This is a genomic window from Acidithiobacillus sp. (assembly GCF_023229925.1).
Lineage (GTDB): Bacteria > Pseudomonadota > Gammaproteobacteria > Acidithiobacillales > Acidithiobacillaceae > Acidithiobacillus.
Genome location: NZ_JALNYM010000001.1, coordinates 1,035,682 through 1,059,845 on the forward strand (window position 1 = coordinate 1,035,682; position 24,164 = coordinate 1,059,845).

Annotated in this window: 17 protein-coding genes; 8 read left to right on the forward strand and 9 right to left on the reverse strand. The window is 52.2% G+C overall.

Translation table 11 applies throughout. The features are described 5' to 3' along the window. Positions 1-58 precede the first annotated feature (58 nt). A complete protein-coding gene (tldD, locus tag M0P56_RS05260) occupies positions 59-1,504 on the reverse strand; it encodes a metalloprotease TldD (RefSeq protein WP_291508993.1) in 1,446 nt (481 codons plus the stop codon). A 334-nt stretch (positions 1,505-1,838) separates the two neighbouring features. On the opposite strand from tldD, the gene M0P56_RS05265 reads away from it, so the two are divergent. Together M0P56_RS05265 and M0P56_RS05270 are read left to right on the forward strand one after the other, a co-directional pair. Beyond that, the gene (locus M0P56_RS05265; RefSeq protein ID WP_291508994.1) at positions 1,839-4,691 is read left to right on the forward strand and encodes a ribonucleoside-diphosphate reductase subunit alpha; all 2,853 of its coding nucleotides are present in this window, start codon (positions 1,839-1,841) and stop codon (positions 4,689-4,691) included. A gap of 31 nt (positions 4,692-4,722) precedes the next feature. Further along, a complete protein-coding gene (locus M0P56_RS05270) occupies positions 4,723-5,847 on the forward strand; it encodes a ribonucleotide-diphosphate reductase subunit beta (protein WP_291508995.1) in 1,125 nt (374 codons plus the stop codon). A 416-nt stretch (positions 5,848-6,263) separates the two neighbouring features. On the opposite strand, the gene M0P56_RS05275 is transcribed toward M0P56_RS05270, so the two are convergent. The 5 genes from M0P56_RS05275 to M0P56_RS05295 form a co-directional block, all read right to left on the reverse strand. After that, positions 6,264-7,040 (reverse strand): hypothetical protein, encoded by a 777-nt coding sequence (locus tag M0P56_RS05275; RefSeq protein ID WP_291508996.1) that lies wholly within the window; start codon positions 7,038-7,040, stop codon positions 6,264-6,266. 46 nt (positions 7,041-7,086) lie between these two features. Next, the gene (locus tag M0P56_RS05280) at positions 7,087-7,779 is read right to left on the reverse strand and encodes a hypothetical protein (protein ID WP_291508997.1); all 693 of its coding nucleotides are present in this window, start codon (positions 7,777-7,779) and stop codon (positions 7,087-7,089) included. A 52-nt stretch (positions 7,780-7,831) separates the two neighbouring features. Beyond that, complete coding sequence (locus M0P56_RS05285; protein ID WP_291508998.1) at positions 7,832-8,065, reverse strand: hypothetical protein; 234 nt, start codon at positions 8,063-8,065, stop codon at positions 7,832-7,834. A 765-nt stretch (positions 8,066-8,830) separates the two neighbouring features. After that, entirely contained in the window at positions 8,831-9,736 is a 906-nt protein-coding gene (locus tag M0P56_RS05290; protein WP_291508999.1) for a retron St85 family RNA-directed DNA polymerase, read from the reverse strand. Next, positions 9,723-10,643 carry a retron St85 family effector protein gene (locus M0P56_RS05295; RefSeq protein WP_291509000.1) on the reverse strand — a complete coding sequence of 307 codons (921 nt, stop codon included), beginning with the start codon at positions 10,641-10,643 and terminating at the stop codon, positions 9,723-9,725. Before M0P56_RS05295 ends, M0P56_RS05290 begins: the two co-directional genes overlap by 14 nt. Before the next feature lie 1,123 nt (positions 10,644-11,766). On the opposite strand from M0P56_RS05295, the gene M0P56_RS05300 reads away from it, so the two are divergent. Genes M0P56_RS05300 through M0P56_RS05320 form a run of 5 tightly spaced genes read left to right on the forward strand, consistent with a single transcriptional unit; the run spans position 11,767 to position 19,767 of the window. Next, the gene (locus tag M0P56_RS05300; RefSeq protein WP_291509001.1) at positions 11,767-13,812 is read left to right on the forward strand and encodes a class I SAM-dependent DNA methyltransferase; all 2,046 of its coding nucleotides are present in this window, start codon (positions 11,767-11,769) and stop codon (positions 13,810-13,812) included. Continuing rightward, positions 13,809-14,693 carry a hypothetical protein gene (locus M0P56_RS05305; protein ID WP_291509002.1) on the forward strand — a complete coding sequence of 295 codons (885 nt, stop codon included), beginning with the start codon at positions 13,809-13,811 and terminating at the stop codon, positions 14,691-14,693. Before M0P56_RS05300 ends, M0P56_RS05305 begins: the two co-directional genes overlap by 4 nt. Continuing rightward, a complete protein-coding gene (locus M0P56_RS05310) occupies positions 14,690-15,943 on the forward strand; it encodes a restriction endonuclease subunit S (protein ID WP_291509003.1) in 1,254 nt (417 codons plus the stop codon). Before M0P56_RS05305 ends, M0P56_RS05310 begins: the two co-directional genes overlap by 4 nt. 3 nt (positions 15,944-15,946) lie before the next feature. Further along, entirely contained in the window at positions 15,947-16,702 is a 756-nt protein-coding gene (locus M0P56_RS05315; protein ID WP_291509004.1) for a hypothetical protein, read from the forward strand. Positions 16,703-16,707: 5 nt separating this feature from the next. Further along, positions 16,708-19,767 (forward strand): type I restriction endonuclease, encoded by a 3,060-nt coding sequence (locus M0P56_RS05320; protein WP_291509005.1) that lies wholly within the window; start codon positions 16,708-16,710, stop codon positions 19,765-19,767. A 72-nt stretch (positions 19,768-19,839) separates the two neighbouring features. Here the strand turns inward: M0P56_RS05320 and M0P56_RS05325 are convergent, their stop codons facing one another. Further along, positions 19,840-20,691, reverse strand: coding sequence for a hypothetical protein (locus tag M0P56_RS05325; RefSeq protein ID WP_291509006.1), 852 nt, complete (start codon positions 20,689-20,691; stop codon positions 19,840-19,842). Positions 20,692-21,321: 630 nt separating this feature from the next. On the opposite strand from M0P56_RS05325, the gene M0P56_RS05330 reads away from it, so the two are divergent. Continuing rightward, positions 21,322-21,465, forward strand: a complete 144-nt coding sequence (locus M0P56_RS05330; RefSeq protein WP_158306945.1) for a hypothetical protein — start codon at positions 21,322-21,324, stop codon at positions 21,463-21,465. Between the two features lie 84 nt (positions 21,466-21,549). Here the strand turns inward: M0P56_RS05330 and M0P56_RS05335 are convergent, their stop codons facing one another. Both M0P56_RS05335 and M0P56_RS05340 read right to left on the reverse strand, forming a co-directional pair. After that, a complete protein-coding gene (locus M0P56_RS05335) occupies positions 21,550-22,392 on the reverse strand; it encodes a hypothetical protein (protein ID WP_291509007.1) in 843 nt (280 codons plus the stop codon). Between the two features lie 624 nt (positions 22,393-23,016). Continuing rightward, positions 23,017-24,054, reverse strand: coding sequence for a hypothetical protein (locus M0P56_RS05340; RefSeq protein ID WP_291509008.1), 1,038 nt, complete (start codon positions 24,052-24,054; stop codon positions 23,017-23,019). Positions 24,055-24,164: the final 110 nt, after the last annotated feature.

Sequence of the window (24,164 nt, forward strand, 5' to 3'; positions counted from 1 at the left end):
AGACCAATATATCGTTCGATGTTAGCGTTCTCAAGACCACCTGACAAGAGCAGGGTTCTCAACCTTGTGTTCCACCCACGGTCAGATCACGGATTTTCAGCGTCGGCTGCCCAACACCTACGGGCACACTTTGGCCATCCTTGCCGCAGGTACCCACTCCTGTATCTAGTTGGAGGTCATTGCCGATCATTTCAACCCTGGTGAGCACATCCGGGCCGTTGCCAATCAGGGTGGCGCCTTTGACTGGCCTGGTTATCTTTCCATTTTCAATAAGATACGCTTCAGAGGCGGAAAAAACGAACTTGCCGTTAGTGATATCCACCTGACCGCCCCCGAAGTTGACGGCATAGAGCCCACGCTTAACGCTGGCGATGATTTCCTGAGGATCGCGATTCCCGGCCCGCATGTAGGTGTTGGTCATCCGCGGCATGGGCAAATGCGCGTAGGATTCGCGACGCCCGTTGCCCGTCGACCGCGTCCCGGTCAGACGGGCATTGAGGGTATCCTGCAAGTAGCCTTTGAGGATGCCATCTTCAATCAGCGTCGTGCACTGGGTCGGAGTTCCTTCATCATCGACGTTCAGGCTGCCACGGCGGCCAGCCAGCGTACCATCATCGACAACCGTAACACCCGGCGCCGCGACCCGCTGACCGACCCGGCCACTGAAGGCGCTGGTCCCCTTGCGGTTGAAGTCACCCTCGAGACCATGGCCAATGGCCTCATGCAGTAATATGCCCGGCCATCCCGGCCCGAGGACCACTTCCATGCAGCCAGCAGGGGCCGCCTCAGCCTCCAGATTGACGAGGGCCTGACGCGCCGCCTCCCGGGCGAAGTCTTCAGCCATATCGCCCTGAAGAAAGGTCTGATAATCATAACGGCCGCCACCACCCGCACTCCCCTGCTCGCGCCGACCGTCCTGCTCGGCAATGACGGAGACGTTGAGGCGCACCAGGGGGCGCACGTCGGCAGCCATGGTACCGTCGAGGCGCGCCACCAGCACCACCTCAAAACGGGCACTCAGACTGGCCATCACCTGAACGATACGTGGATCACAGGCCCGGGCGGCCCGTTCCACGCGCTCCAGCAGGGCGATTTTCTCGCTATTGGGAAGAGAAGCCAGAGGATCGACAGGCGAATAGAGCGCCAACCCCTGACGCCGCTGCCAGACCAGCCCCTTCTCCTGTCCCGGATGGTGAACAATGGCGCGCGCCGCATCTGCCGCCGTCAGCAAAGCATCTACAGCGATTTCGTCAGAATAGGCCAGCCCCTGACGTTCACCGCTCACCGCCCGCACACCCACGCCTTGTTCGATAGAGTGACTGCCCGACTTCACGACCCCTTCTTCCAGACTAAAGCCCTCGCTGCGGCTGTACTGAAAATACAGGTCAGCATCGTCCAGGGCGCGATGGGAGAGGCGGCCGAATACTTTTTCCAACTCCCCTTCGCTGATTCCGCCGGGAGCAAAAAGCGTAGCGCGGGCAATTTCCAAGGCTGAGGCAGTCATGACGTTCCTTCCTGACAGATAATGTGATCAGTATGCGCCCAACCGGCGGTTTAGAACAAGTCCAAATTCATAAACCGGCAGAGATACTCTGCCGCCCGCCCACGGACAAGAGATAAAATTTCATTGTGAAATGATGCTTCTGATTGAGTTATCCACATCTTTTGCCCAACTTGCGCACGACATTATGCACAAGATATGGTTGACACAGACAGAATCAGGTCTATATTTAGTGCTTGGGCGCTCTGCGATCCGTTTTTGCACTTCGCCCCGGCGTATCCCTTCACGCCGCCTCGCTGTTTGCGTTCAACTATCGCCCCGATCATAGGAGTTGCCCATGTCCAAACCTGCCGCCCAAGCCATCGTCAGCAACCCTGCCTACGACCCCTCCGAAGCGAGCCACTACAAAGTCATCCGTCGCAACAACGCGATGGTCAATTTTGACGCCAGCAAGATTCACATCGCTGTGACGAAGGCCTTCCTGGCCGTGGAAGGCGGCAGCGGGGCGGCGAGCGCGCGCGTCCGTGACCTTGTCAGCCGTTTGACGGAACAGGTGATAGAAGCACTGAAACGGCGCCAGCCGGGGGGCGGCACCTTTCACATTGAAGACATTCAGGATCAGGTGGAACTGGCGCTCATGCGCGCCGGCGAACACGAAGTCGCCAGGGCCTATGTGCTTTATCGCGAAGAGCGCGCGCGGGAACGCCGCCAGCAAGCTGCGGCGGAAATCCCAGCCGAGGTCCCGGTTATTAAGGTCAGCCATCCGAATGGCAGCCAGCGGACACTGGACATGGCACGACTGCGCGCCGTTATCGAAGAAGCCTGCAGTGGCTTGGGCAGCGCAGTGTCGATAGATGCCATTCTCGGCAATACCGTCAAGAATCTCTACGACGGTATCAGCGAGGATGAACTGTTTCAGGCCCCCATTCTGGCGAGCCGGGTACTGATCGAGCGCGATCCCGCCTATGCCTACGCCTCGGCACGTCTGCTCCTGGACCGGGTACGCTGGGAAGTGCTGGGTGAACCGGCGACCCAGGCCGAGATGACCGTCCGTTATCCTGAGTATTTCCGCGACTATCTGCAAACCGGCATCCAGAATGAGCTGATCGACCCGCGTCTGGGGCAGTATGATCTGGAGCGTATCAGCGCCGCACTCAAGCCTGAGCGGGACCTGAATTTCCAGTATCTGGGCATGCAGATTCTGTATGACCGCTACTTTTTACATGTGCGGGAGCGTCGCATCGAATTGCCGCAGGCCTTCTGGATGCGGGTGGCCATGGGTCTGGCGCTCAATGAAGTCGACCGCGAAACCCATGCCATTGCCTTTTATGAGGTGCTGTCCAGCTTCGACTTCGTCAGCTCGACACCGACCTTATTCAATGCCGGAACCCTGCGCCCGCAGTTGTCCAGTTGCTTCCTGACCACCGTGGGTGACGACCTGGATGACATCTACGAAGCCATCAAAGAAAACGCCATGCTCTCCAAGTTCAGCGGCGGTTTGGGGAACGACTGGACGCCGGTGCGCGCCCTGGGGTCTTTCATCAAAGGCACCAATGGCAAATCGCAGGGCGTCGTGCCCTTCCTCAAGGTAGTCAATGACACGGCGGTGGCAGTCAATCAGGGCGGCAAGCGCAAAGGCGCGGTCTGCGCCTACCTGGAAACCTGGCACATGGATATCGAGGAATTCCTCGAACTGCGCAAGAATACCGGCGACGACCGCCGTCGCACCCACGACATGAATACCGCCAACTGGATCCCCGATCTCTTCATGGAGCGCGTGGAAAGCAACGCGATGTGGACGCTGTTCAGCCCCAACGAAACGCCGGACTTACACGAGCTCACCGGGTCGGCCTTCCGGGAGCGCTATGAGCACTATGAGCGCATGGCGGATGCGGGCAGCATCGAATTGTTCAAGCGCATGCCCGCCATTCATCTCTGGCGCAAAATGCTGACCATGCTGTTCGAGACCGGCCATCCCTGGATCACCTTCAAGGACCCGTGCAATCTGCGCAGCCCGCAGCAGCACGTCGGGGTGGTGCACAGCTCCAATCTCTGCACCGAAATCACCCTCAACACCAACGCCAAGGAAATTGCCGTCTGCAACCTGGGGTCCGTCAATCTGGTGTCCCATTTGCGGGCAACGGCGAGCACCGACACTGGCGCATTACGCGAGGACAGCAGCCCGGAAGCGTTGCTGGTGCTGATGGATGAGGAGAAGCTGAGCCGCACCATTCGGGTGGCCATGCGGATGCTGGATAATGTCATCGACATGAACTACTACGCCGTCGCCAAGGCGCGCAACAGCAACCTGCGGCACCGGCCGGTAGGTCTGGGGCTGATGGGCTTCTCCGATGCCCTGTTGCAGATGCGGATTCCTTACGCTTCGGCCGCAGCCCTTGCCTTTGCCGACATCAGCCAGGAAGTCATTTCCTACCATGCCATTGATGCGTCGGCCGATCTGGCCCGGGAACGGGGCAGCTATCAGAGCTTCCCAGGGTCCTTGTGGAGTCAGGGTATCCTGCCCATCGACAGCATCGAACGGCTCGCGGCCAGCCGCGAGCACGGCGTGGACGTGGACCGCAGCCAGCGCCTGAATTGGGCTGCACTGCGCGACAAGGTCAAAGCGGGGATACGCAACAGCAATTGCCTGGCTATCGCACCGACCGCCACCATCTCCAACATTGTGGGCGTCAGCCAGGGTATTGAGCCGATTTACCAGAACCTCTATGTCAAATCCAACCTGTCCGGCGAGTTTACGGTGGTGAACAGCTATCTGGTCCACGACCTGAAACGCCTGGAACTCTGGGATGAGGTCATGGTCAATGACTTGAAATACTTCGATGGTTCGGTCATGCCCGTAGACCGCATTCCGGCCAGCATCAAGCCCTTGTATGCCAACGCCTTTGAAACCGACCCGGAATGGCTGGTGGAAGCGGCGGCGCGGCGGCAGAAATGGCTGGATCAGGCCCAAAGTCTCAACCTCTATTTTGGCCAGCCTTCCGGCAAGAAAATTGACGAAACCTACCGACTGGCCTGGAAACGCGGCCTGAAGACCACCTACTACCTGCGCTCACTGGGCGCCACGGCAGCGGAAAAATCGACGGTGCAGACGGGCACCCTCAATGCCGTTGTATCAGGTCAACCCAAAGCCTGCGCGATCGACGATCCGACTTGTGAGGCCTGTCAGTGATACGGGAGTTGTTTAAACAAAGGAAAACATCATGCTAAGTTTTGAAGAAAATCTTCGTAAAGAATCCATTCCCAACGGACCGTTAGCGACGCGTCCGGAACATATTGGTGGCATCGAGGAGACTGGCACGACCAGTTTTGAACGGGTGCGCGCCGAAGACAAGCGCATCATTAACGGCCACGCTGATGTCAACCAACTGGTGCCTTTTAAATACCAATGGGCCTGGGATAAATACCTTGCCGCCTGCGCCAACCACTGGATGCCGCAGGAAATTCAGATGTCCAGGGACATCGCCCTGTGGAAAGACCCCAAGGGGCTGACCGAGGACGAGCGGCGTATCGTGAAGCGCAATCTGGGCTTTTTTGTGACGGCGGACAGCCTGGCGGCCAACAACATCGTGCTGGGCACGTATCGTCATATCACCGCCCCGGAATGCCGCCAGTATATGCTGCGCCAGGCCTTTGAAGAGGCCATTCATACCCATGCCTATCAGTACATTGTCGAATCCATCGGCCTAGATGAGGGCGAGATATTCAACATGTACCATGAGGTGCCTTCGGTACGGGATAAAGACCAGTTTCTGATGCCCTTTATCGACATTCTGGCGGACCCCCACTTCAAAACCGGCACCCTGGAAAATGACCAGAAATTATTACGCTCGCTGATCGTGTTTGCGGCGATTATGGAAGGTACCTTTTTCTATGTGGGTTTCAGCCAGATTCTGGCGATGGGTCGGCAGAACAAAATGGTGGGCGCGGCGGAGCAGTATCAGTACATCCTGCGCGATGAATCCATGCACTGCAATTTCGGTATCGATATGGCCAACCAGATCAAAGTGGAAAATCCGCAGCTCTGGACGGAGGCGTTCCAGCAGGAAATCATCGACCTGATCCGCCGTGGCGTAGAGCTGGAATGCGCTTACGCCGACGATACCATGCCCCGCGGCGTACTCGGTCTGAACGCGCCGGTCTTCAGGGAATACGTCAAATATATCGGCAATCGCCGTCTGGTGCAGCTCGGTTTGCCGCAGCAGTATCCGGGCGTACAGAATCCCTTCCCGTGGATGAGCGAAATGATGGATCTCAAGAAAGAGAAGAACTTTTTTGAGACGCGGGTCACCGAGTATCAGACCGGCGGGGCGCTGAGCTGGGAATAAGCGGGCTGCTCCATTGGACGACACATAAAGTGAGATTCCCGCCACATAAAGTGAGACTGGCGCGACACATAAAATGAGATCAAAAGAGACCAGTCAGCCAAACGTAGGCTGCCACTTCTTGTGAAGTGGCAGCAAAACACAAAATTCTCGTCTCGCGCGTAATGTATGCCCATAATTTGAATGTCCACAGTGCAGCGGGAGCGGACATTCGGCGACTTGGCCAGCATGTTCTCAAAACTCGTCACCATGGCGGGAAACCGTAACCGTTTTTTGAGAATAATTTTCGAGAATTGCAACCCCTTGATTAACCGTGAGGCAGCCATCACCAGCCGAAGACTCCCAAAAACAGTGGGTTGCGAAATTCTGGAATTTAAGCTGTGTACTTGAATGAAATGTTATGGCTCAGAACTATTTTCCTAGAATGGAATGCTGTCATCAAAGGAATCCGAAGGCTGTTTTTTCAATACAAACAGCGATTCGTTATTCTCAATCCAATTCCATCCGGAATCGGAGACCCGTGCGATTGTGTACATTTCGTTTCGATTTTCTTCCCATTCATCTTTTACTTCAATAAGCTGCTTAACATTTAGGCGCCGAAATGCGAGCGAAAAGCCGATTGCGGTTAGGCCGGAACGTTCTGAATCTTCTTTGAGTCGGTACAGCGTAGTTCCTGTTCCTGGAAGTGCAGAGTCACCCGCGAGAGTCGCGAGCACCATCAACTCCCCTTGTGAGAGACCGTGAGTTGGGGCTATTTGATCAGCCTCAGCAATTTGTCGAAGGGCTTCAGATCTATTCAACATCGCATTGATACGATCGGATATGGTTTTTTTTAGATTTTCAAAGTCACTCGGAGACTCGGCCGTGTAGCTGATTACAGTTCGATGCTGAATGTCAAAGGGGTATTTGGTAGATATTCGCTCGTTTGAACAGATCATAACTACGGGACGTCCGATTGCGAAGGCAAAACCCAGTTCGTACCAAACGTTTGGATTGTCAGTCGTTATGTCGGCAAGGCAGACTGCTGACTTGCGAATACCTTCCTCAATGCCTTCTATCGGTATTTCTACACACGGATCGCGATCAACTCGGTAAGCCTCAAGTCCCGCTGACTCGATAGCATGGATGTAAACGTCATCAAACCGCTTATCAAACTTCCCACGATCAAAAGGCTGAATCACAAAGCAAGTTGGCATGGTATCACCTCAGAAGCATTACCGTTATTTTTAATAATAAATCAAATCAGTTACCTGTTTTTCCTAATTTGTCCCGCACGGTTTGTGTTTGTGCTGGGCATGGTGCGACCTGGCTCACCTGGTGCGGTACTTGTCTAGCTTGGGTTTGACTCTGCAATTGGGTCATAGCTTGAAAGCTATTTTTCAGTTTTGCCATTTGATTAAAACTCTCGCTGACCGGCTTTAACTTGCCAACATCATTAAAACCATCATAAGCCGCAACGGGCTTTGACGTACTTTTCGTCTTGTCGTTTGACATCTCGTTTCCTTTATCGCTAAACGTGTTAATTGCTGAAGAAATGCCAAGTGCCGCCGAAAGTAGCATGGCGATAAAAAACGAACAGCTTGCGGCACTATCAAGCACAACAAGAAATGGATCAGCCGTGATTTGCCGGTTAAACACATCAATAATGTGTTTTTTGTTCCTTCTGAATATCATCAAGACGAAAACAAGGCAAAGCATAAAAGCAAAAATTGCTCCGACATAAAGCAAAAAAGAGGCAACAGAGTCTATAGCCGTTTGCATCACTGAAACCAAAACGCCTATCCCAGCCACGGATAGGGTTAGCAGGCTTTTGTCATGCTCCAATGCCGTGCCAAACCAAGCCGCCATCCCTTGCGAATAGAACTCCACCTCCTTGGATTCTTTCAACCTCTCTTCTCTTTCTACAGCTTTCTCTTCGTTATCTTGGAGGCTCATTCGGTATGCATCAATGATTCTGCGTGATGTTTGTTGGGTATATGCGTCAGATTCACAACTGGGGCTTGATGCCAAGCTCGATTGAGTCGTTATGTCTGGCAATAGCCCGCTTTGCAGCATCTTTGGAGCTATAGACGGCCGGACGACCGAACTTGTCGGCCAACATCATTGCGCCTTTTGAACTTGATAGGTGAACATTCCACCCCCCCGTTGCTTTTTGCAACTGAGCTGCATTCGCAGCCTTGATGTTCGCGATAGCTTGATCTGTGAGGCGATTGCGCGGCATAAGTTTCTCCATGTGATGGCGATAAGATCGCCATATGATATACCGTACAGAAACCTTTGGCAACCCCTTGTGATCACCGTGTGTGCGCCATAGAACTTCCAGATTGGATTCGGCAGCACTGTTATGTGCAGTTTAACTAGGAGCTATGCGGTATAACATTCCGACTGAATTATGGGACAGAAGGGATCAAATTGTCCCATGGTGCTGATTCGGCAAGCGGCGATATGCCCACTATTACGGGTGTTTCTGCATGCAGGGAAGGAACCAACAAGGGACAAAAAGTTAATCATCATCTCGACGACCTCCATCCATGCAGAATATCCATCCCTCTCATTTGTAGTCTCCAGAATGGCAAAGACCAAGTGACACCTTCTCGGAATAACGGTGGAACGATGTGGATATCATAGTACAAATATGTTGGTTCCGTCATCCGGACGCTGAGCATATGGCGCCTTGGAATCAAGTGTTATCCAATGACTGCTATCAGTCTGCTGCCGACCATCAGGGCTCAACGGCGGCAGGGCAGCGTAACCGGTTATCTAGGAATTGGTTGTCAGTACACAGCGCGCTTGGGTGATATTTACTAGACATAGAAAGAATAAAAATCCCCACAGCCACTATTTGTCGAATTTCGCTGCAAGCAGCTGGAAATCTGACCCGGAGAGAGTAAATAAATAGAGCTTTTAAATATATAACCAGTGTCAATAAAACTGTTCTTTTGCGGCATTAGACTTTATGTTGTAGACAATAATTATATTTTCCGTGTTATTTTTTCTTCTTTAGGCGCGCAGTGAACCCTGCTTCTATGTTTTCTGCAAAAGCGATAAGACCATTTAGCTTTTGTTCTTCGGCAGCATCAAGAGAGCCAGATATATATCTGTGATACATTGCCCTAATAAGCCTTTTTCTATCCCGACCAATAGAAATTGAATGTGTTGGTGTTAATGTGATACCTGTTACATTTCTTCTGCCTGATCTTGAGGCAAAAATTGTTTTTTTATCATTTATTATTATAGTTGGGTATTCTAATTCCATCAATAAGTTAGTGATTACACCAAGATACTTATCAATTATCCCATATGTTTCGCAAGAAATTGTGATGTCATCTGCGTAACGGGTATAAATAGCATTTTCTTGTGAGCAAATAGAAGAAAGATTCTGATCAAAATCATATAAAATACTGTTTGATATGATTGGCGATGTGGGCGCTCCTATGCATAATATTCTATTCCCCTTGCTTTTTTCCCATGAGCACAGCCTGGACATCATATCTATTGATTTTTTATCTATCGAGCAAGATAAAAATCTATCAAAATGGGCAGATATATCGCTCAATTTTATTGACGTAAAAAAGTTCTTGAAATCTAATTTCATTAAGTAATTGCTGTTCTTATGGTTAGATGCATTGATCTTGATTGAGGAGCCGGTTTTGTAGGCTGTCGTCGCGTTGTCAACCGGTAGGTTTTCAATTAGGATGTTATTAATTAGCCATCGTTGAATTAATTTTACGTCACGGGATGGCTGAGCAACCTCTCGCATGCCCCCGGACCTTTTTTTTATATAAAATACCTTGTAGCTTACCGGCGCCTTTTTTATTATCTCAATAATATGATTTTTCTGTAACCCAGTATCTACAGATATATTATATAATAGCTTGTTAAAATCCAGCATGCTTTCGAGCCTCTTGAATGGCTAAAAACCTTTTTTTTTCATCGCGACGATACAGATCAAGCATCGTCGCACGAAAAATATTATGATCGTGCAATTCGACAAGTACGTTGTATTCAATAAATAGATCTGGAGTATTGCTAATGTAGAATCTCTGCGCCCCTTTTGGTTGAATTTTTACCAGATCAACGAGGTCTAGAACGCGCAAAGTTTGTTTCAACTCGGATTCTGATATTCCGTTACAAAAACCATTTAATAAAGAAAGCACCTCACGCAAAGTTAATGCTGAATACAAGTTTAAGATGTCACAAACAAGTAACGATTGGTGAAGCCAACGACTGCATGAAAAAACTTCAGATGTTTCGTGCGACAGCCGTTCTTCTAACGATTCAACGACTAACTCTGCAGCCTCTAACATCTTGGCGTGAACCAAAACCTCACCTTTTAACTCTTCTTTTTTCCACTCATGGCACTCTGCAATATTTTGCCGATCATTTTCCAAAAATGTTATTGGACCTAGGCGTACAAATGAACTGCTGTCATAATGTTTTGTTTCGATAACAACAAGCAACTTATTTTGGTATTCAGCAAGCGCCGAAAACAGCCCAAGCTCAGCTAATGAGCCTGGGCTTTCTAATACTAATACTATTACCGAAGACAGTTCGGCAATATGTTTTTCAAATGAAATTAGATCGTTGTATATTGATTCATAATTCCAATCTTTGTAATCTTCGGCGATACGTATGCGATTTATTAGTCTGCTTTGTGTAGATAGTTTATTGTAGATTGCGTCACGAATTGATGCTGGCATTTGTGGTTGCGAGCCACAAATTGTGCCTCCGCATAAAAAAATAAAGCCATTATATGGCTTTATTTTTGATGGCCTAATGATATTATATAGTTCAGACATGTTTTATTGTGGTCTTTACCTTGATGCCGCAGAAAAGGCGGTTCGGGTTTTCCGAGTGCTCGCAGGAAAAGGCGAACCGCCTTTTCTGCGGAAAATGTGCTCAATAAGTGATTGTCTGGCGAAACGCCCGACATAATCTACGAAACCCAAGCGTAGATAACGCGTAAAGACCACATATTATTATCCTCGTGCCATCTGTGCTGTCAAGGGCTAATGATAGGACAGCATGTATCATATTGCCTGGTGAGCGTAGACCTATCAGGGGTGGATGCCTTGGTTTTGCTGAGTTAGTCACTTACCCATTGGGTGCCATTTTGAGAAAAAAGGTTGAGGCTGCTCAAACTGTCATGCCGCTGCCATGGTCATATCTCCTGCTGGCATACCGTGATGAGGATCATAGTTCAATTCAGTCGGCCAAGCCATCCATTACACAATCGCTGCCAAGGGTCTTGCTGAACAAGCCTACGAGGGCCCCAATGACCGCAATCAGTCTGCTGCCGACCATGAGGGCTAACCTTATTCGTTAGCTCTCATTTTTCTCAGCCTTTATGCATGCCTCGCGCAGTCGTTTTATAAGCCCCTCTTCCGGTCGGGAGTCTAACACGTAACCAACAGACGAGAACATCTATGCTGCTGAGCTGCGCCATGATCGCGTAATCGCACTCATGGGCAGCATCCAGTTCAGCCCGAATCATTCTGAGTTTTTCCAAATCAGATTGTCTTCCGCCATCCTGTATCTCCCTTGGCATCCATGGAAAGGTTATGGGTGCCGGAGCAGGAAAGAGTCATCATCTCCTCCCTTACCCACAAACGCTACCGCCCTATGGACGGCTTTCGTCCAGAAATGGGGAAACCAGCCGGGCTGTGGCCTGTATCATCTACTTCACGCAGGACTCCGGGTTTCCTAAGCTGAACCGGGCCAAGCCGGGTGCAGCCAAGCCCAAAAGTAAGCCAACCGCGGCCTCTGCCCGCCCAGAAGCGAACAGGCCCTGGATATTTTAATCCAGGCTCTGCGCATCGGTTGCCACTTAAGGATGAGCGTGTCTATATTGTGGCTGGAATACTGGGTAGCGCAAAGATGCCGCTAGCCAGTTTTGATTTTTGACGGAGAAGAAAATACTACATGGCCAAGCTTGCCGACCTCATTTGGAAAAACGCCGAACTCCTCCGTGGAGCCTACAAAGAAAACGAATACCGCAAAGTCATTCTCCCCTTCACGATCCTCCGTCGTCTTGATTGCACCCTGGAGTCCACCAAACAAGCGGCTCTCGACCAGTGGGAAACCATCAGGGACCAAGGCTACACGCCAGAGATGAATGACACCTTCCTCACCCGCGCCTCTGGTACCGGCTTCTACAACCTCTCCCGCTTCACCTTGGCTGGCCTGCAGGCAGACCCAGATGGCCTGCGCGATAATCTCGAACACTATGTGAACGGCTTCTCGCACAACGTCCGGGAGATCTTTGAGAAGTTCACCTTCCTGCAGGTGATCGACAAGCTCCAGGAAAAGGAGCGCTTGTTTCTGGTGCTGCAGCGTTTTGCTGAGACCGATCTGCACCCGGATGTCGTGTCCAACATTGATATGGGCCAGGCCTTTGAGGAGCTACTGCGCCGCTTCAATGATTTGTCCCCGGCTGGTGAGCAGTACACCCCGCGCGATGCCATCCAGCTCATGGTCAACATCCTGCTCGACCCTGACGACGAAATTCTGTCTCGCCCAGGCGTGGTCCGATCGATCTATGACCCGGCGGCCGGCACCGGCGGTATGCTCTCCGTTGCGGAAGAACACATCACCACCATGAACCCCCGGGCCAAGCTCAGCCTCTTTGGTCAGGAGCTGGAGGATGAGACCTACGCCATATGTAAGGCCGACATGCTCATCCGCGGTCAGGACCCGGCGAACATCGCCCTGGGGGACAGCCTCAAGAGCGATCTCCATGCTGGAAAACGCTTCGATTATCTGCTTTCCAATCCACCCTATGGTGTCGAGTGGAAGCCTGCCAAAGATACGGTGGAAAAAGAGTACAAGAAGGGCTATGGCGGACGCTTTGGCCCAGGCCTTCCACGCATCTCGGATGGCCAGATGCTGTTCACCCTGCATTTGCTGTCGAAGATGCAGCCGCTCACCAAGACTGCTGACGGCACCATCACGGGTGGCAGCCGCATCGGTGTAGTCCATAACGGCTCACCGCTGTTCACGGGTGACGCCGGGAGCGGCGAGTCCGAGATTCGCCGCTGGATACTGGAAAACGATTATCTGGAGGCCATCGTGGCGCTGCCGCCGGATATGTTCTACAACACAGGCATCAACACCTATCTCTGGTTCCTCACCAACCGCAAGGAGCCGCATCGCAAGGGCAAGATCCAACTGATCAACGCCGTGGATCTGTTCATCCGGCTGCAGAAGAGCCTGGGCAAGAAGCGTAATGAGCTCTCCCAGGATCAGATTGAGGAGGTGACCCAGATCTATGATGACTTCCAGGCAGGATCGCGCTCCAGGATATTCGATAACACCGACTTTTTCTTCCGCAAGGTGACCGTTGAGCGGCCATTACGACTACGCTTCGATGTTTCGGCGGAGAAAGTGGGGGCCTTGCGGGATGATCCTGCGTTCGGACGACTTAAGCCGGAAATGTCTGCTGCGCTGATTTCCGCGCTTGAAACTCTGGTTGGTCATAAGCCGTGGATGGATGCAGTTAGTTTCAATGTGGACCTGCGGATGGCGTTCACCAAAGGGTCGGAGCGTGTTCAGGAATGCAGCGCTCAGGCTGCATCCTCTGCTCCTGCGAAGTCCATCCAGCCTACTGATGCCATCATCAAGCTCGTCCACAAGCATATTGGTGAGCGTGATGAAGATGCCACAATTGTCAGGGACGTCGACGGGAAACCGCTGCCCGATGCAGAACTCCGGGACACCGAGAAGGTGCCCTACGGCGAGGATGTGAAAGCCTACTTTGCGCGCGAAGTGAAGCCGCATTGGCCGGAGGCATGGATCAACGAAACCGTCCGTGATGAGAAGGATGACCAGGTGGGCCTAGTGGGCACCGAGATCAACTTTAACCGGTATTTCTACATCTACCAGCCGCCTCGACCTCTGGAGGAGATTGACGCGGAGTTGAAGCAGGTGGAAGCGGAAATCGCGGCGTTGCTGGCAGAGGTAACGGAGTGATCGCTAACGCCGCGCAATACTTGGTATTCCGCCGGGGAATCGTCTATGAAGGTGGGCGGGACCAGCTATGGGCGCTTTATCCGATGCCTTTAATCTCTCCTGCGACCTGCGAGCGTATCGAAGTACGGGATCTGGTTTTTCGGGAGGACTCCTTTGATCCCCTGACAAGAATCAGACGCGGGCGCTTCTATCAACGCTATGGCGGTCGCGGAGCGATGCGGTGGCAGGCTTCTTTCGTTTCCAACGGACTTTACGGACCGCTGCTTGGCGTGCCGTACTGCGACGAATTTGATGAGGAGGACAGTTGCAAATTGGTGCGTATCCCAGACGAAAAAACGATTCGAACAGCGGTCGTTCAAATCGGTACGGAAAGCGCTACTACGGCATGGCGTGTCGTCGATATCGAACAAAATTTGTTTGGGCAACAGGTGGTTACCCTTCGTGCGAAATCGTTGTTCGGTGTGCTGCCAGAGCTTTCTGGCGAACTGCTTGATAAACAAAACAGCTCGTTGAAACAAGACAAGATCACACAGATTGGATTGTCTCTGGATCGGCTTGTCGATACCCACCATCGCCTTCAACCCGTTCCGACCGTCGATGTTGCGCGGGAAACGGCCAGAGTCCTTCTGGCGGCATGGATCGGCAGCGAGGCCGTCAGCAAAGATTTGAAGGACGTGATCGATCTGATCCCAGAGAAGATGAGCGTGTTGCGCAACACTGCGTACATCGTGAACCGCCTGCATCCTCGCGCCAAGACTGCGGAACAAGAAGCGCAAGCCCGGAAAGGAAACAGCCTTCGGGAACCCATAGAAGACGATGCGCAAACCAGTGTGCATCTGATCGGGATGATGCTTCGGGAAATCGGGTGGGCCGCCGCATGAGTCACTACAAGCACTATCCTGCCTACAAGGATTCTGGGGTGGAGTGGCTGGGGGATGTGCCGGAGCATTGGCAAGTCGCGCAGTATAAGCATTTGGTAGATATCCAGAACGGCTCCGACTATAAGCATGTCGAGATGGAAGAAGGGTTTCCTGTCATCGGCTCAGGTGGAGCTTTTGCTTTTGCCTCGGACTATCTCTATGACGGCGAGTCCGTGCTGTTGGGCCGGAAAGGCACAATCGACAAGCCGAGGTATGTCACCGGCAAATTTTGGACCGTTGACACCATGTACTGGACCAAAATTGCACCCGATGCCCATGGCAAGTATACCTACTACACTGCGTTGACCATTCCGTTCAATTACTATTCTACAAACACAGCGCTACCCAGCATGACCAAGGACGCGCTCAGCTCCCATGCCATCGCACGACCGCCGCTGCATGAGCAAATGGTTATTTCGGCCTTCCTTGACCGCGAAACCACCCGCATCGACGCCCTGATTGCCAAGAAGACCAGGTTCATCGAACTCCTGCGCGAAAAGCGCCAGGCGGTGATCACCCGGGCCGTCACCAAGGGGCTGGACCCCAACGTGAAGATGAAGGACTCCGGGGTGGAGTGGCTGGGGGATGTGCCGGCACATTGGGAGGTTAAGGCGATAAAGCGAGAGTCATTAGTGCAACGAGGCGCATCTCCTAGGCCAATAGATGACCCTGTCTATTTTGATGATCGTGGTGAGTATGCGTGGGTTAGAATTTCGGATGTAACTGCTTCAGAAATGTATTTATATGAAACAGAGCAACGGTTGTCATCTCTCGGAAGTTCACTAAGTGTTAAAATGCAGTCGGGTTCTCTATTTTTGAGTATCGCTGGCTCTGTAGGTAAACCATGTATCGCCGGAATAAAATGCTGCATTCATGATGGGTTTGTGTATTTCCCTGGCTTGAAGAAAGATCCAAAATTTCTATTTTACATATTCGTTTCAGGTCAACCGTATAGCGGGCTTGGTAAGATGGGGACACAGCTTAATCTGAATACTGATACTGTGGCCTCAATCTATATTGCATCACCACCTATCGAAGAGCAATTCGGTATCACTATCTTTCTTGACCGCGAGACCGCAAAAATAGACTCTCTTATCACTAGGGCTGAGCAAAGTGTCGCCCTGCTACGCGAGCGGCGGTCTGCGCTTATCACGGCGGCGGTGACTGGTCGGATTGACATCCGTCAGGTGCTGCCAGAATTGGTGGACTAAGTCATGTCAGAGATGTCCTGGTCCCCCTTGAAGTATAAATATAGCTTTCCTGTGGTTATGGGCATTGCTTTCATCGGTATGCTGATAGTCTCATCGCGGATGAAAGTAGATTTCAAATCGGTGGCCTCAAAGTTTGTCTTTATCTCGAAAGACCGGTCCAGTAACCCCCTGCGCTATATTTCAAAGCAGGGCAATTCCGGAAGGATCGTAGACCTCGAAGACTTCACGAGCACGATCCAGTCTCTCGTCATTGTCGGCGCCTCTCCAACTGTCGCTATCCCGGATGACATATTTGAATCATTTACGAACTCTAAGCGGCACTTGATACTCGCATGGGCGGAGATGGAAGGACTGCAGAATAGCGTTAGCTTGAGTGCCGCGGAGTTTATAGCCGCCAGGAGCTTGGAGATGGCTCTAGGCGACAAGATCGCACCTGTAATGAGGCACATCGGCAAAGCCAAGAAAAAGACTCCAGTGCTGCATGAAATGCTGGAATTTTTTGTCGAGGATGTTTTGAAGAAGTTTCAACCAAGCTGGCTTCAAGACTATGCTTCCGGTGAGTTTGACCCGCTGAAATGTCTTTGTGCCCTAACCGCCGGCCGTAATGGTTATGCCCACGGACAGCCTGAGCATTTGTCATACGAGGTTTTAGACCTCCGTAGGCTCCAGTTGATGGCTGACTCCATTGGTTATCTATACTCCGACGACTTTTCAAGCCTGACAGCTGAACGTATAACTATAACAAGCACTGAAGGATGATTTACATGCCCGCCATAACCTCCGAAGCCCAATTCGAAACCGAAATCGTCGCCCATCTGACCACCCACTCCGGCTGGCTGGAAGGTCATGACGCCGCCTACGACGCCCATCTTGCCTTATTCTGTGAGGACGCCGTCTCCTGGGTCCAGGAGACACAGCCCGAGTCATGGGACAAATTCCGCTTCAACCACCCAGGCAACGCCGAGGAAGTCTTCTGCAAGCGCCTCGCCGAGGAACTGGATCGCAAGGGAACGCTTACCGTCCTTCGTAAAGGTTTCAAGGATATCAACGCCACCTTCCGTATGGCCCAGTTCGCCCCTGCCAACGGTCTCAACGAAAAGACCTTGGCCGACTATGATCGCAACCGCCTGCGCGTGGTCCGCCAGGTGTATTACTCCGAGCATAACCGCAACTCCATCGATCTCGTCTTTTTCGTCAACGGAATTCCGGTTGCCACCAGCGAGTTGAAAACCGATACCACCCAGCCTGTCCAGAACGCCATCCGCCAGTACCGCGTGGACCGTCCCCCCGTAGACACCCGGACCAAGGCCAAGGAGCCACTCCTGCAGTTCGGTAAGCGCGCCCTGGTCCACTTTGCGGTGTCCTGCGACGAAGCCTGGATGACCACCCATCTGCAGGGCCCCAAGACCTTCTTCCTGCCCTTCAACCGGGGCACCGAAGAAGGCGGCGCCGGTAATCCGCCCAATCCCCACGGCTATGCCACCTCCTACCTTTGGGAAGACATCCTGCGGAAGGACGTTTGGATGCTCCTGCTGGGCAAATATCTGCATGTCGAGCGGAGCGAAAAAGAGGATCCGGTTACTGGCAAGAAGGTCACCCGCGAAATTCTACTCTTTCCCCGCTTTCACCAGTTCGATGCCGTGCGCAAAATCCTGGCAGCCACCCGAGCGGAAGGCGCCGGCGGCAACTTCCTGGTCCAGCATTCGGCAGGCTCTGGCAAGTCGAACACCATCGGCTGGCTGGCCCATCAGCTCGCCTCCCTGCACGACGCGCTGGACCAGAAGCTTTTCGATTCTGTGATTGTGATCACCGACCGCAGGGTGCTCGACTCGCAGCTCCAGGATACGATTTACCAGCTTGACCATCAGCACGGTGTGGTCCAGAAAATCGACGAGAACTCCAAGCAGCTCGCCGAGGCCTTGACGGCGGGCAAGCCCATCATCATCACGACCATCCAGAAGTTCCCCTTCGTGCTGAAGCAGGTCTCGGAGCTGGCCGAAAAGCGTTTCGCCGTGGTCATCGACGAAGCGCATTCTTCGCAGTCGGGTAAAGCCGCGCATGCCCTGCGCCAAGCACTTTCTGCTGGCGTATTGGTTGATGGCGCAGATGCAAATTCTGCAGAGGAAAATGGTGGAGAAGACGAGATCAGTGGCGAGGACGCCGTAGCTACCCTGGTGGCCAGCCGCAAACGCCCCCCGAACCTCAGTTACTTCGCCTTCACGGCCACGCCAAAGCCCAAGACGATTGAGCTTTTCGGTCGGCGGCCGGACCCGTCCTTACCTGCCTCGGACGATAACAAGCCCGAAGCTTTCCACGTCTACTCCATGCGCCAAGCCATCGAGGAAAAATTCATCCTTGACGTGCTCAAGAACTATGTAACCTATTCGGTCTTCTGGAAGTTGGGCCAGGTGGGGGAGGATAAGGAGGTCGAGGCTGGCAAGGCGAGCAAGGTCATTGCTCGCTATGCAAAATTGCATCCAACGAATATCAGCCAGAAGGTCGCCATCATCGTCGAGCATTTCCGCGAGAAGGTCATGCACAAAATCGGCGGCCGGGCGAAGGCCATGGTGGTCACCGATTCCAGGCTGGCAGCAGTGCGCTACAAGCTGGCCCTGGACAAATATCTGAAGGCGCAGGGCTACACCGACTGCAAGGCCTTGGTAGCCTACTCTGGGACCATTACCGATGCCGAGAGCGGTGTGGATAAAGTTGGAGAAGGCGACCTCAATGATCAGCATCAGCGGGACGACCGGATCCAGGAGGATTTTGCGACTGACGAATACCGGGTGCTGCTGGTGGCGAACAAATTCCAGACTGGATTCGATCAACCGTTATTGCACACCATGTATGTTGACAAGCGGCTATCCGGCGTTCTCACTGTGCAGACGCTCTCCCGGCTGAACCGGACGTGTCTCGGCAAGGAAGAGACTTTCGTCCTGGATTTCGTCAATAAACCCGAAGATATCTTGGCCGCATTCCTGCCTTACTACAAAACGGCCACGCTCTCTGGCGTCAGCGATCCCAATATCCCCCATCGGCTCAAAGAGAAGCTGGACGCAGTCGGCGTGTATTTGCGGCAGGAGGTAGAGACCTTCGTCAAAGTCCTGCTGGCCCGTAACGGCTCTCAGGCGGCCCTGCAGGCTCAGCTCAAGCCGGCGGCGGACCGGTATAGAGCGCTGGACAAGGGGGAGCAGGAAATCTTCCGCAAAGACCTCGGGAGCTTTCTCCGCGCATACGAGTTTCTGTCGCAGATCGTGCCATACGAAGATCCGGACCTGGAAAAACTGTACCTCTATGGTAAAGGCCTGTTGCCGCGCCTCAATCAGTCACAGGACTCCGAGGATTTGCATCTGACAGACAATCTAGTGCTGACTCACCTGCGCATTCAAAAACGGGCTGAGCAGGCTCTGCGGCTCGAAGGGGAAGAAGCGCCGCCCTTGGATCCGATGACCGACATCGGTACCGGCCTTGGGCACGAGGACCTGATAGCGCCCTTGTCCCAGATTGTCAGCAAGCTCAACGACCTGTTCAGCGGAGATTTGAGTGACGCCGACCTGATCGGGTACGCAACCCACCTGATCGGTAGGATGACCGAGAACGCGGGATTGCGGGAGCAGGCCCAGGCGAACGACACGGTGGGCCAGTTCGCCAAGGGCGACTATCGTAAGGTCCTCAAGGATAGCGTGATCGACGCGATGCAGAGCCATCAGCGGATGGCAGAGCAGGCGTTACGACGGGAAGATACCTTTGATGGGTTGGCCGAATTGCTGGTGGAGGCGGTTTACCAGCGGTTACGCGGGGAAGCCTCCGGCCAGAAGGCCTAACCGGGCCAACCTGCTCAGCGCTGATTGTAGGCATGCAAGTGGACGCTCAGTTTTTCGGCATTGCCTGATCCGCTAACTAATACTAGGGGGTATGGTGCTCTGCGGGATAAGCGGTTCGCTATTGATTATCATCGGTTGATCTATCCCTACCGGCGGCTTTGTCGGCTGGAGCATAAATTGTTGAGCCATTTGAGGCATGCCTTGCATTAGAACAGTAGCCACTCCCTTATGGTTCTCGACAATCTTGATCGCAGGAGTTTGCGCGAAGGTATGCATGAAAGCATGATGTATCGTAAGGATCAAATCCTGTAAGTAATTGTCAGCTTCAAGTTCTTCTATGTTCAACCCTATTTCCCTGCAACGCCTCATCGAAATGTGCCGTGAATGGGTTTTTGTTCCAGAATGGTCACTAAGCACCTGGACGACACGCTTGGCTTTAGCTTTGACATCGGCATCTTGAATAAACATATTTTCCTGAAGCCAGGATTCGACCATTTCACGGGACAAATCAATTGCCTGCATACACTCCAGTAGGAAAGTTGGATGATATTTACCGATAATTGCTTGCCAGAGAGGCGCGCTGTGTGGGTCCTGTTTTATGCTTTCCACAGCCATTTGAAACTCATCAAGCACAGCCTGTGCCGCCACCCCGCCAAATTGAGGATCCACCGGACCAAGGCTGGATTCCTTGCCCATTAAAATAGACTTTGCCGAACAGGCAATCATGGTTCCAGCCGACATGGATATCTGCGGCACAATAACACGGATATCCTTATTGAACATCGTCCACAGATAATCAACAAGAGATTCGGTGGCCGATATGCTTCCGCCAGGAGTGTGCAAAATAAGATCAAGTCCTATCGATCTGTCTAATTTGTGGACCGCCGCCATAAATCCGTTTTTGTCATCATCTCCTATGTCCATATTCGGAATTTGCGGAGGCCGTGAGAGCCATCCAGAGTAATATGCGATGACATTACGCTTTGTGTATTTATGGAGCTTGGCAAGATAACTTCGCCTTACTAGGTCAACTGATTGTAGGCCGTTAGTCTGTCTACGTCGGATCTGATCAAGGACGGTATTCCAACTGGGCATGACTAGATAGCACTGCTGGTTGTTGACGTGAGGAAGGTGTGGACGTTTGGATCTGTTAATGAAAATCGTTCAAATGGTCCAGCCTGTACAGCTCCAGGCAAGGGAGTGAACAATTGGTTATACCACTCGACGGACATATCTTTAGACAAGGTCGGTACCCCATCCTTGCCCTTCGAAGCATGGAAGGCGGTTTCCAACAGGCTAGGCCCGGACGACAACTTCAAGGTCAGTGGCATTGCAGTTCTCTCCAAAAATGAGACTAGGTAAGTAAGTATAGTTATCCATCAGCACAGATGCCAGTCTGGGGACCATAAAAAGCATTGGCCTAGCTTAGGCCTGTTGCCACAATCATGGCCAGGGAGTATGTATTCGCTTTGCGTTATGCGACATATAGTGATACATAGCGCAAAATGACTGCTATGTCTCCCTATCGTCACTGCCAATTCTTTATCATCATCCGTGCTCGACGCCGCTGAACGCACCGGCAAGCTCAACCTGCGCACTGAAGAAATTCGCGCGGCTTTGCCCGGTGTCACTCCGACAGCCTTGCGCCAGGCGATCTCCATACGCTTCGCGATGATCTCCTGGCTTTCTTGTGCGTAAGGCTTTTGGCCTTCAGCTATTATGCTGGGCACCGCCAAGTCGATGGGGGTCAACTCCGCCTATTTGCTGGGGGTACTCGGCCGATTATTGTATGGCCGTTTTGACCTCTTCTAGTGCGGTGGCGATATCTGTACTGCCCAACTGGACCATATTCGCCATCATCAACCGAAAATGCTCTGGCACCAGCGCCAGATCGGTAAACGCCTGCCATGCCTCCGCTTCATTTAACGGACGCTGAGTCGCATTCGCAAAGGCGCGAAGCATGTGCTGCACGAACTCTGGCCCCAGGTGGGGAAAGGGTATCTGATGGCTAAACTGGAAAAACGGGGCCTTTTCCATCTGAAACATCCGCCGCAGGCCTTCGCTTGATGACCCTGTGAAAACCGCTTTAATTTGGTCTCCATGCTTGTCGAGGGCGCTCCTCAGGGCGGCCACCAGTGCGCCATACCGCCTCTCGTCCGCCAGCGTCTGGATTTCGTCCACGAGCAGCAACGTAGGGTTTTTCTTCTCGGCCAACGTGTTCATCCACTGCCGGAGATCCAGCATGCGTTCGCTGGCCTCTGCCGTCCCCTGCTCCCATGATGCCTGTACGCCTACTGTACTCGCGTTGGCTCCGACACCTATTTTTGATCCTGGTCGGCCCAACCAACGCCGTACGCCCGAAATAATGCCCTCCCCCTCCGCCGCCTTTCGGATGGCATCGAGCAATACCGATTGGGGGTCTTCTCTGGACTCCCACAGGGACACGTAAATGGTGATATACCCGGCCTTTTCGGCGGCGGGCAACAGGTCCTTACGGAGAAATTCCGATTTCCCCATCCGCCGCTGGGCAAAGAGCACCAGACTCTTACTGAGTCCGATGGCCAACGTTTTCAGGTATTGATCGGCCAACGCTGTTCGCGGGTAGTGCCAAGGGTCTTTGACCATTTCTATCCTGTTTTATTGCCATGATAGATAATTATCTATGTTACCGATAAAACCAGGTAATTCAATCGTTCTGCTTTGTGGGAGGCTTCGGTTGCAAAATGGCGTTGACACCCCATCGTTTCGACCTCATATAGCTCGGGACATGCCACTTAAATTATTGCAAGATGTAACAGTACGTGCGTCCCCATCAAATATTTCGCTATTACCACTCATGATCACCCAGATTATAGGCCGCAATCTAACCGAGAGCGCAGTCTAGCTCAGCCATTTAGAATAGTGACGGGCATCCGATAATGGCTACACATGCTCCATGCCATCAGTGCTGACAAACACATCTAGGGCCACCATCACGAACGCAACCGTCAGTAACGCAAAGAACCCACTGCCGCTATCTATGATCCAGTTAAATGTAGCCTTCCTTTCACTGATCCGCTGATCATAAGACGGGTACGGAATACTATGGATGTAGTTAGCCGACGATAGCATCTAGACAGCGATCCGCCGAAGGCCATAGCGATAGACGATAAAGGACAAAAAAACTGTATGTTTGGTTTCATAATCCACGTTAACGTCTCGGGCGCCAACCAAATTCCGAGCATGTCTATGGCGCTTCATTTTAGATTCTTACCAAATATCGTGTGGTGGAATATTACCAACTATCCCATTGCGCAAATTGTGCAGCCCCCAATCACGCAACTTTCGAGCCCGTTCATACTCTTTTGTGGCCTTGTGAAAATTTTCTGAGTTAGGTGCTACTGGTACATGGAGAAGGGATAATCCCCACATAGCATCAAACCCAAATTTTCCTCTAAGCAGTTGCACTCCCGCGCGAGCCCGATCTTCACGACCCCACCCTATCTTCCGATCACCCATGAGTTTCCATAGTTCTCTGCATAAGAGGAAAGCAGACTCGGAGAAATCCACGGTATCCAGATCCAGCCTCATGTCGTCAACCACCACCTGGTTCAAAAGCCTATCACGGAAACACTCGAAGATGTATCCAGCCATCAACAAATAGGAATCAAATGCACAAGACACCAACAATGCACGGTACAGTGAATCGCTAATATGAATAGCATTATTCCCATGATATGAATAAATGTTCTCTGCCAATAGAATGGCTAGGCAGGCTACCGAATCGAACCCCGCCCTTACTTCTAATTGCTGGAGATGTTTTTCATTGATGTCAGGGCTAGTTAACGCTTTGCGTATGCTAAGCTTTGATTCGTTCGCGAAAACTATCCGTTGAATATCCGGCGCCAGCCGACCAAGCCACGACTCCTTCTTTTCCAGAACCCTATCTGGTTGCCGTAGAACTTCCCACATCGGGTGCCTAAGTATCCCCGCACTGCCGGGAACCATCGCCTCCACCTTGCTGACCGTCGTTTTTGATGGTTGGTGCAAACCGACGGCGTACTTGTCCCACTTCCGCCGGCGAAAGACTTCGTTGAATTGGGTACGCCCGAACCCTTCTGGTTCCAGGTAGCGTTCAATCGCGTAAGGCGTTGGGCTATTCCCAAGCATAGGGCGCAACAGTTCTCGCACGCGCCAGTACCACAGCACTGTGGCCAGAACCGCCATTTCGTCGCGACGAGGGCTGGTGGCGTTCGCCAAAGACTGGTTTACAGCACCTCTAAATTCTTCAAGTTTTTCTGAATACATTTATTTATCAAATAGATATAAAACTTCGGTGGAGTAAAGTTGGTATCCAATTTTACCTTCTACCAAGCCGCTGTGCCACATCTAATAATTATCTGGAAGATTGTACCACT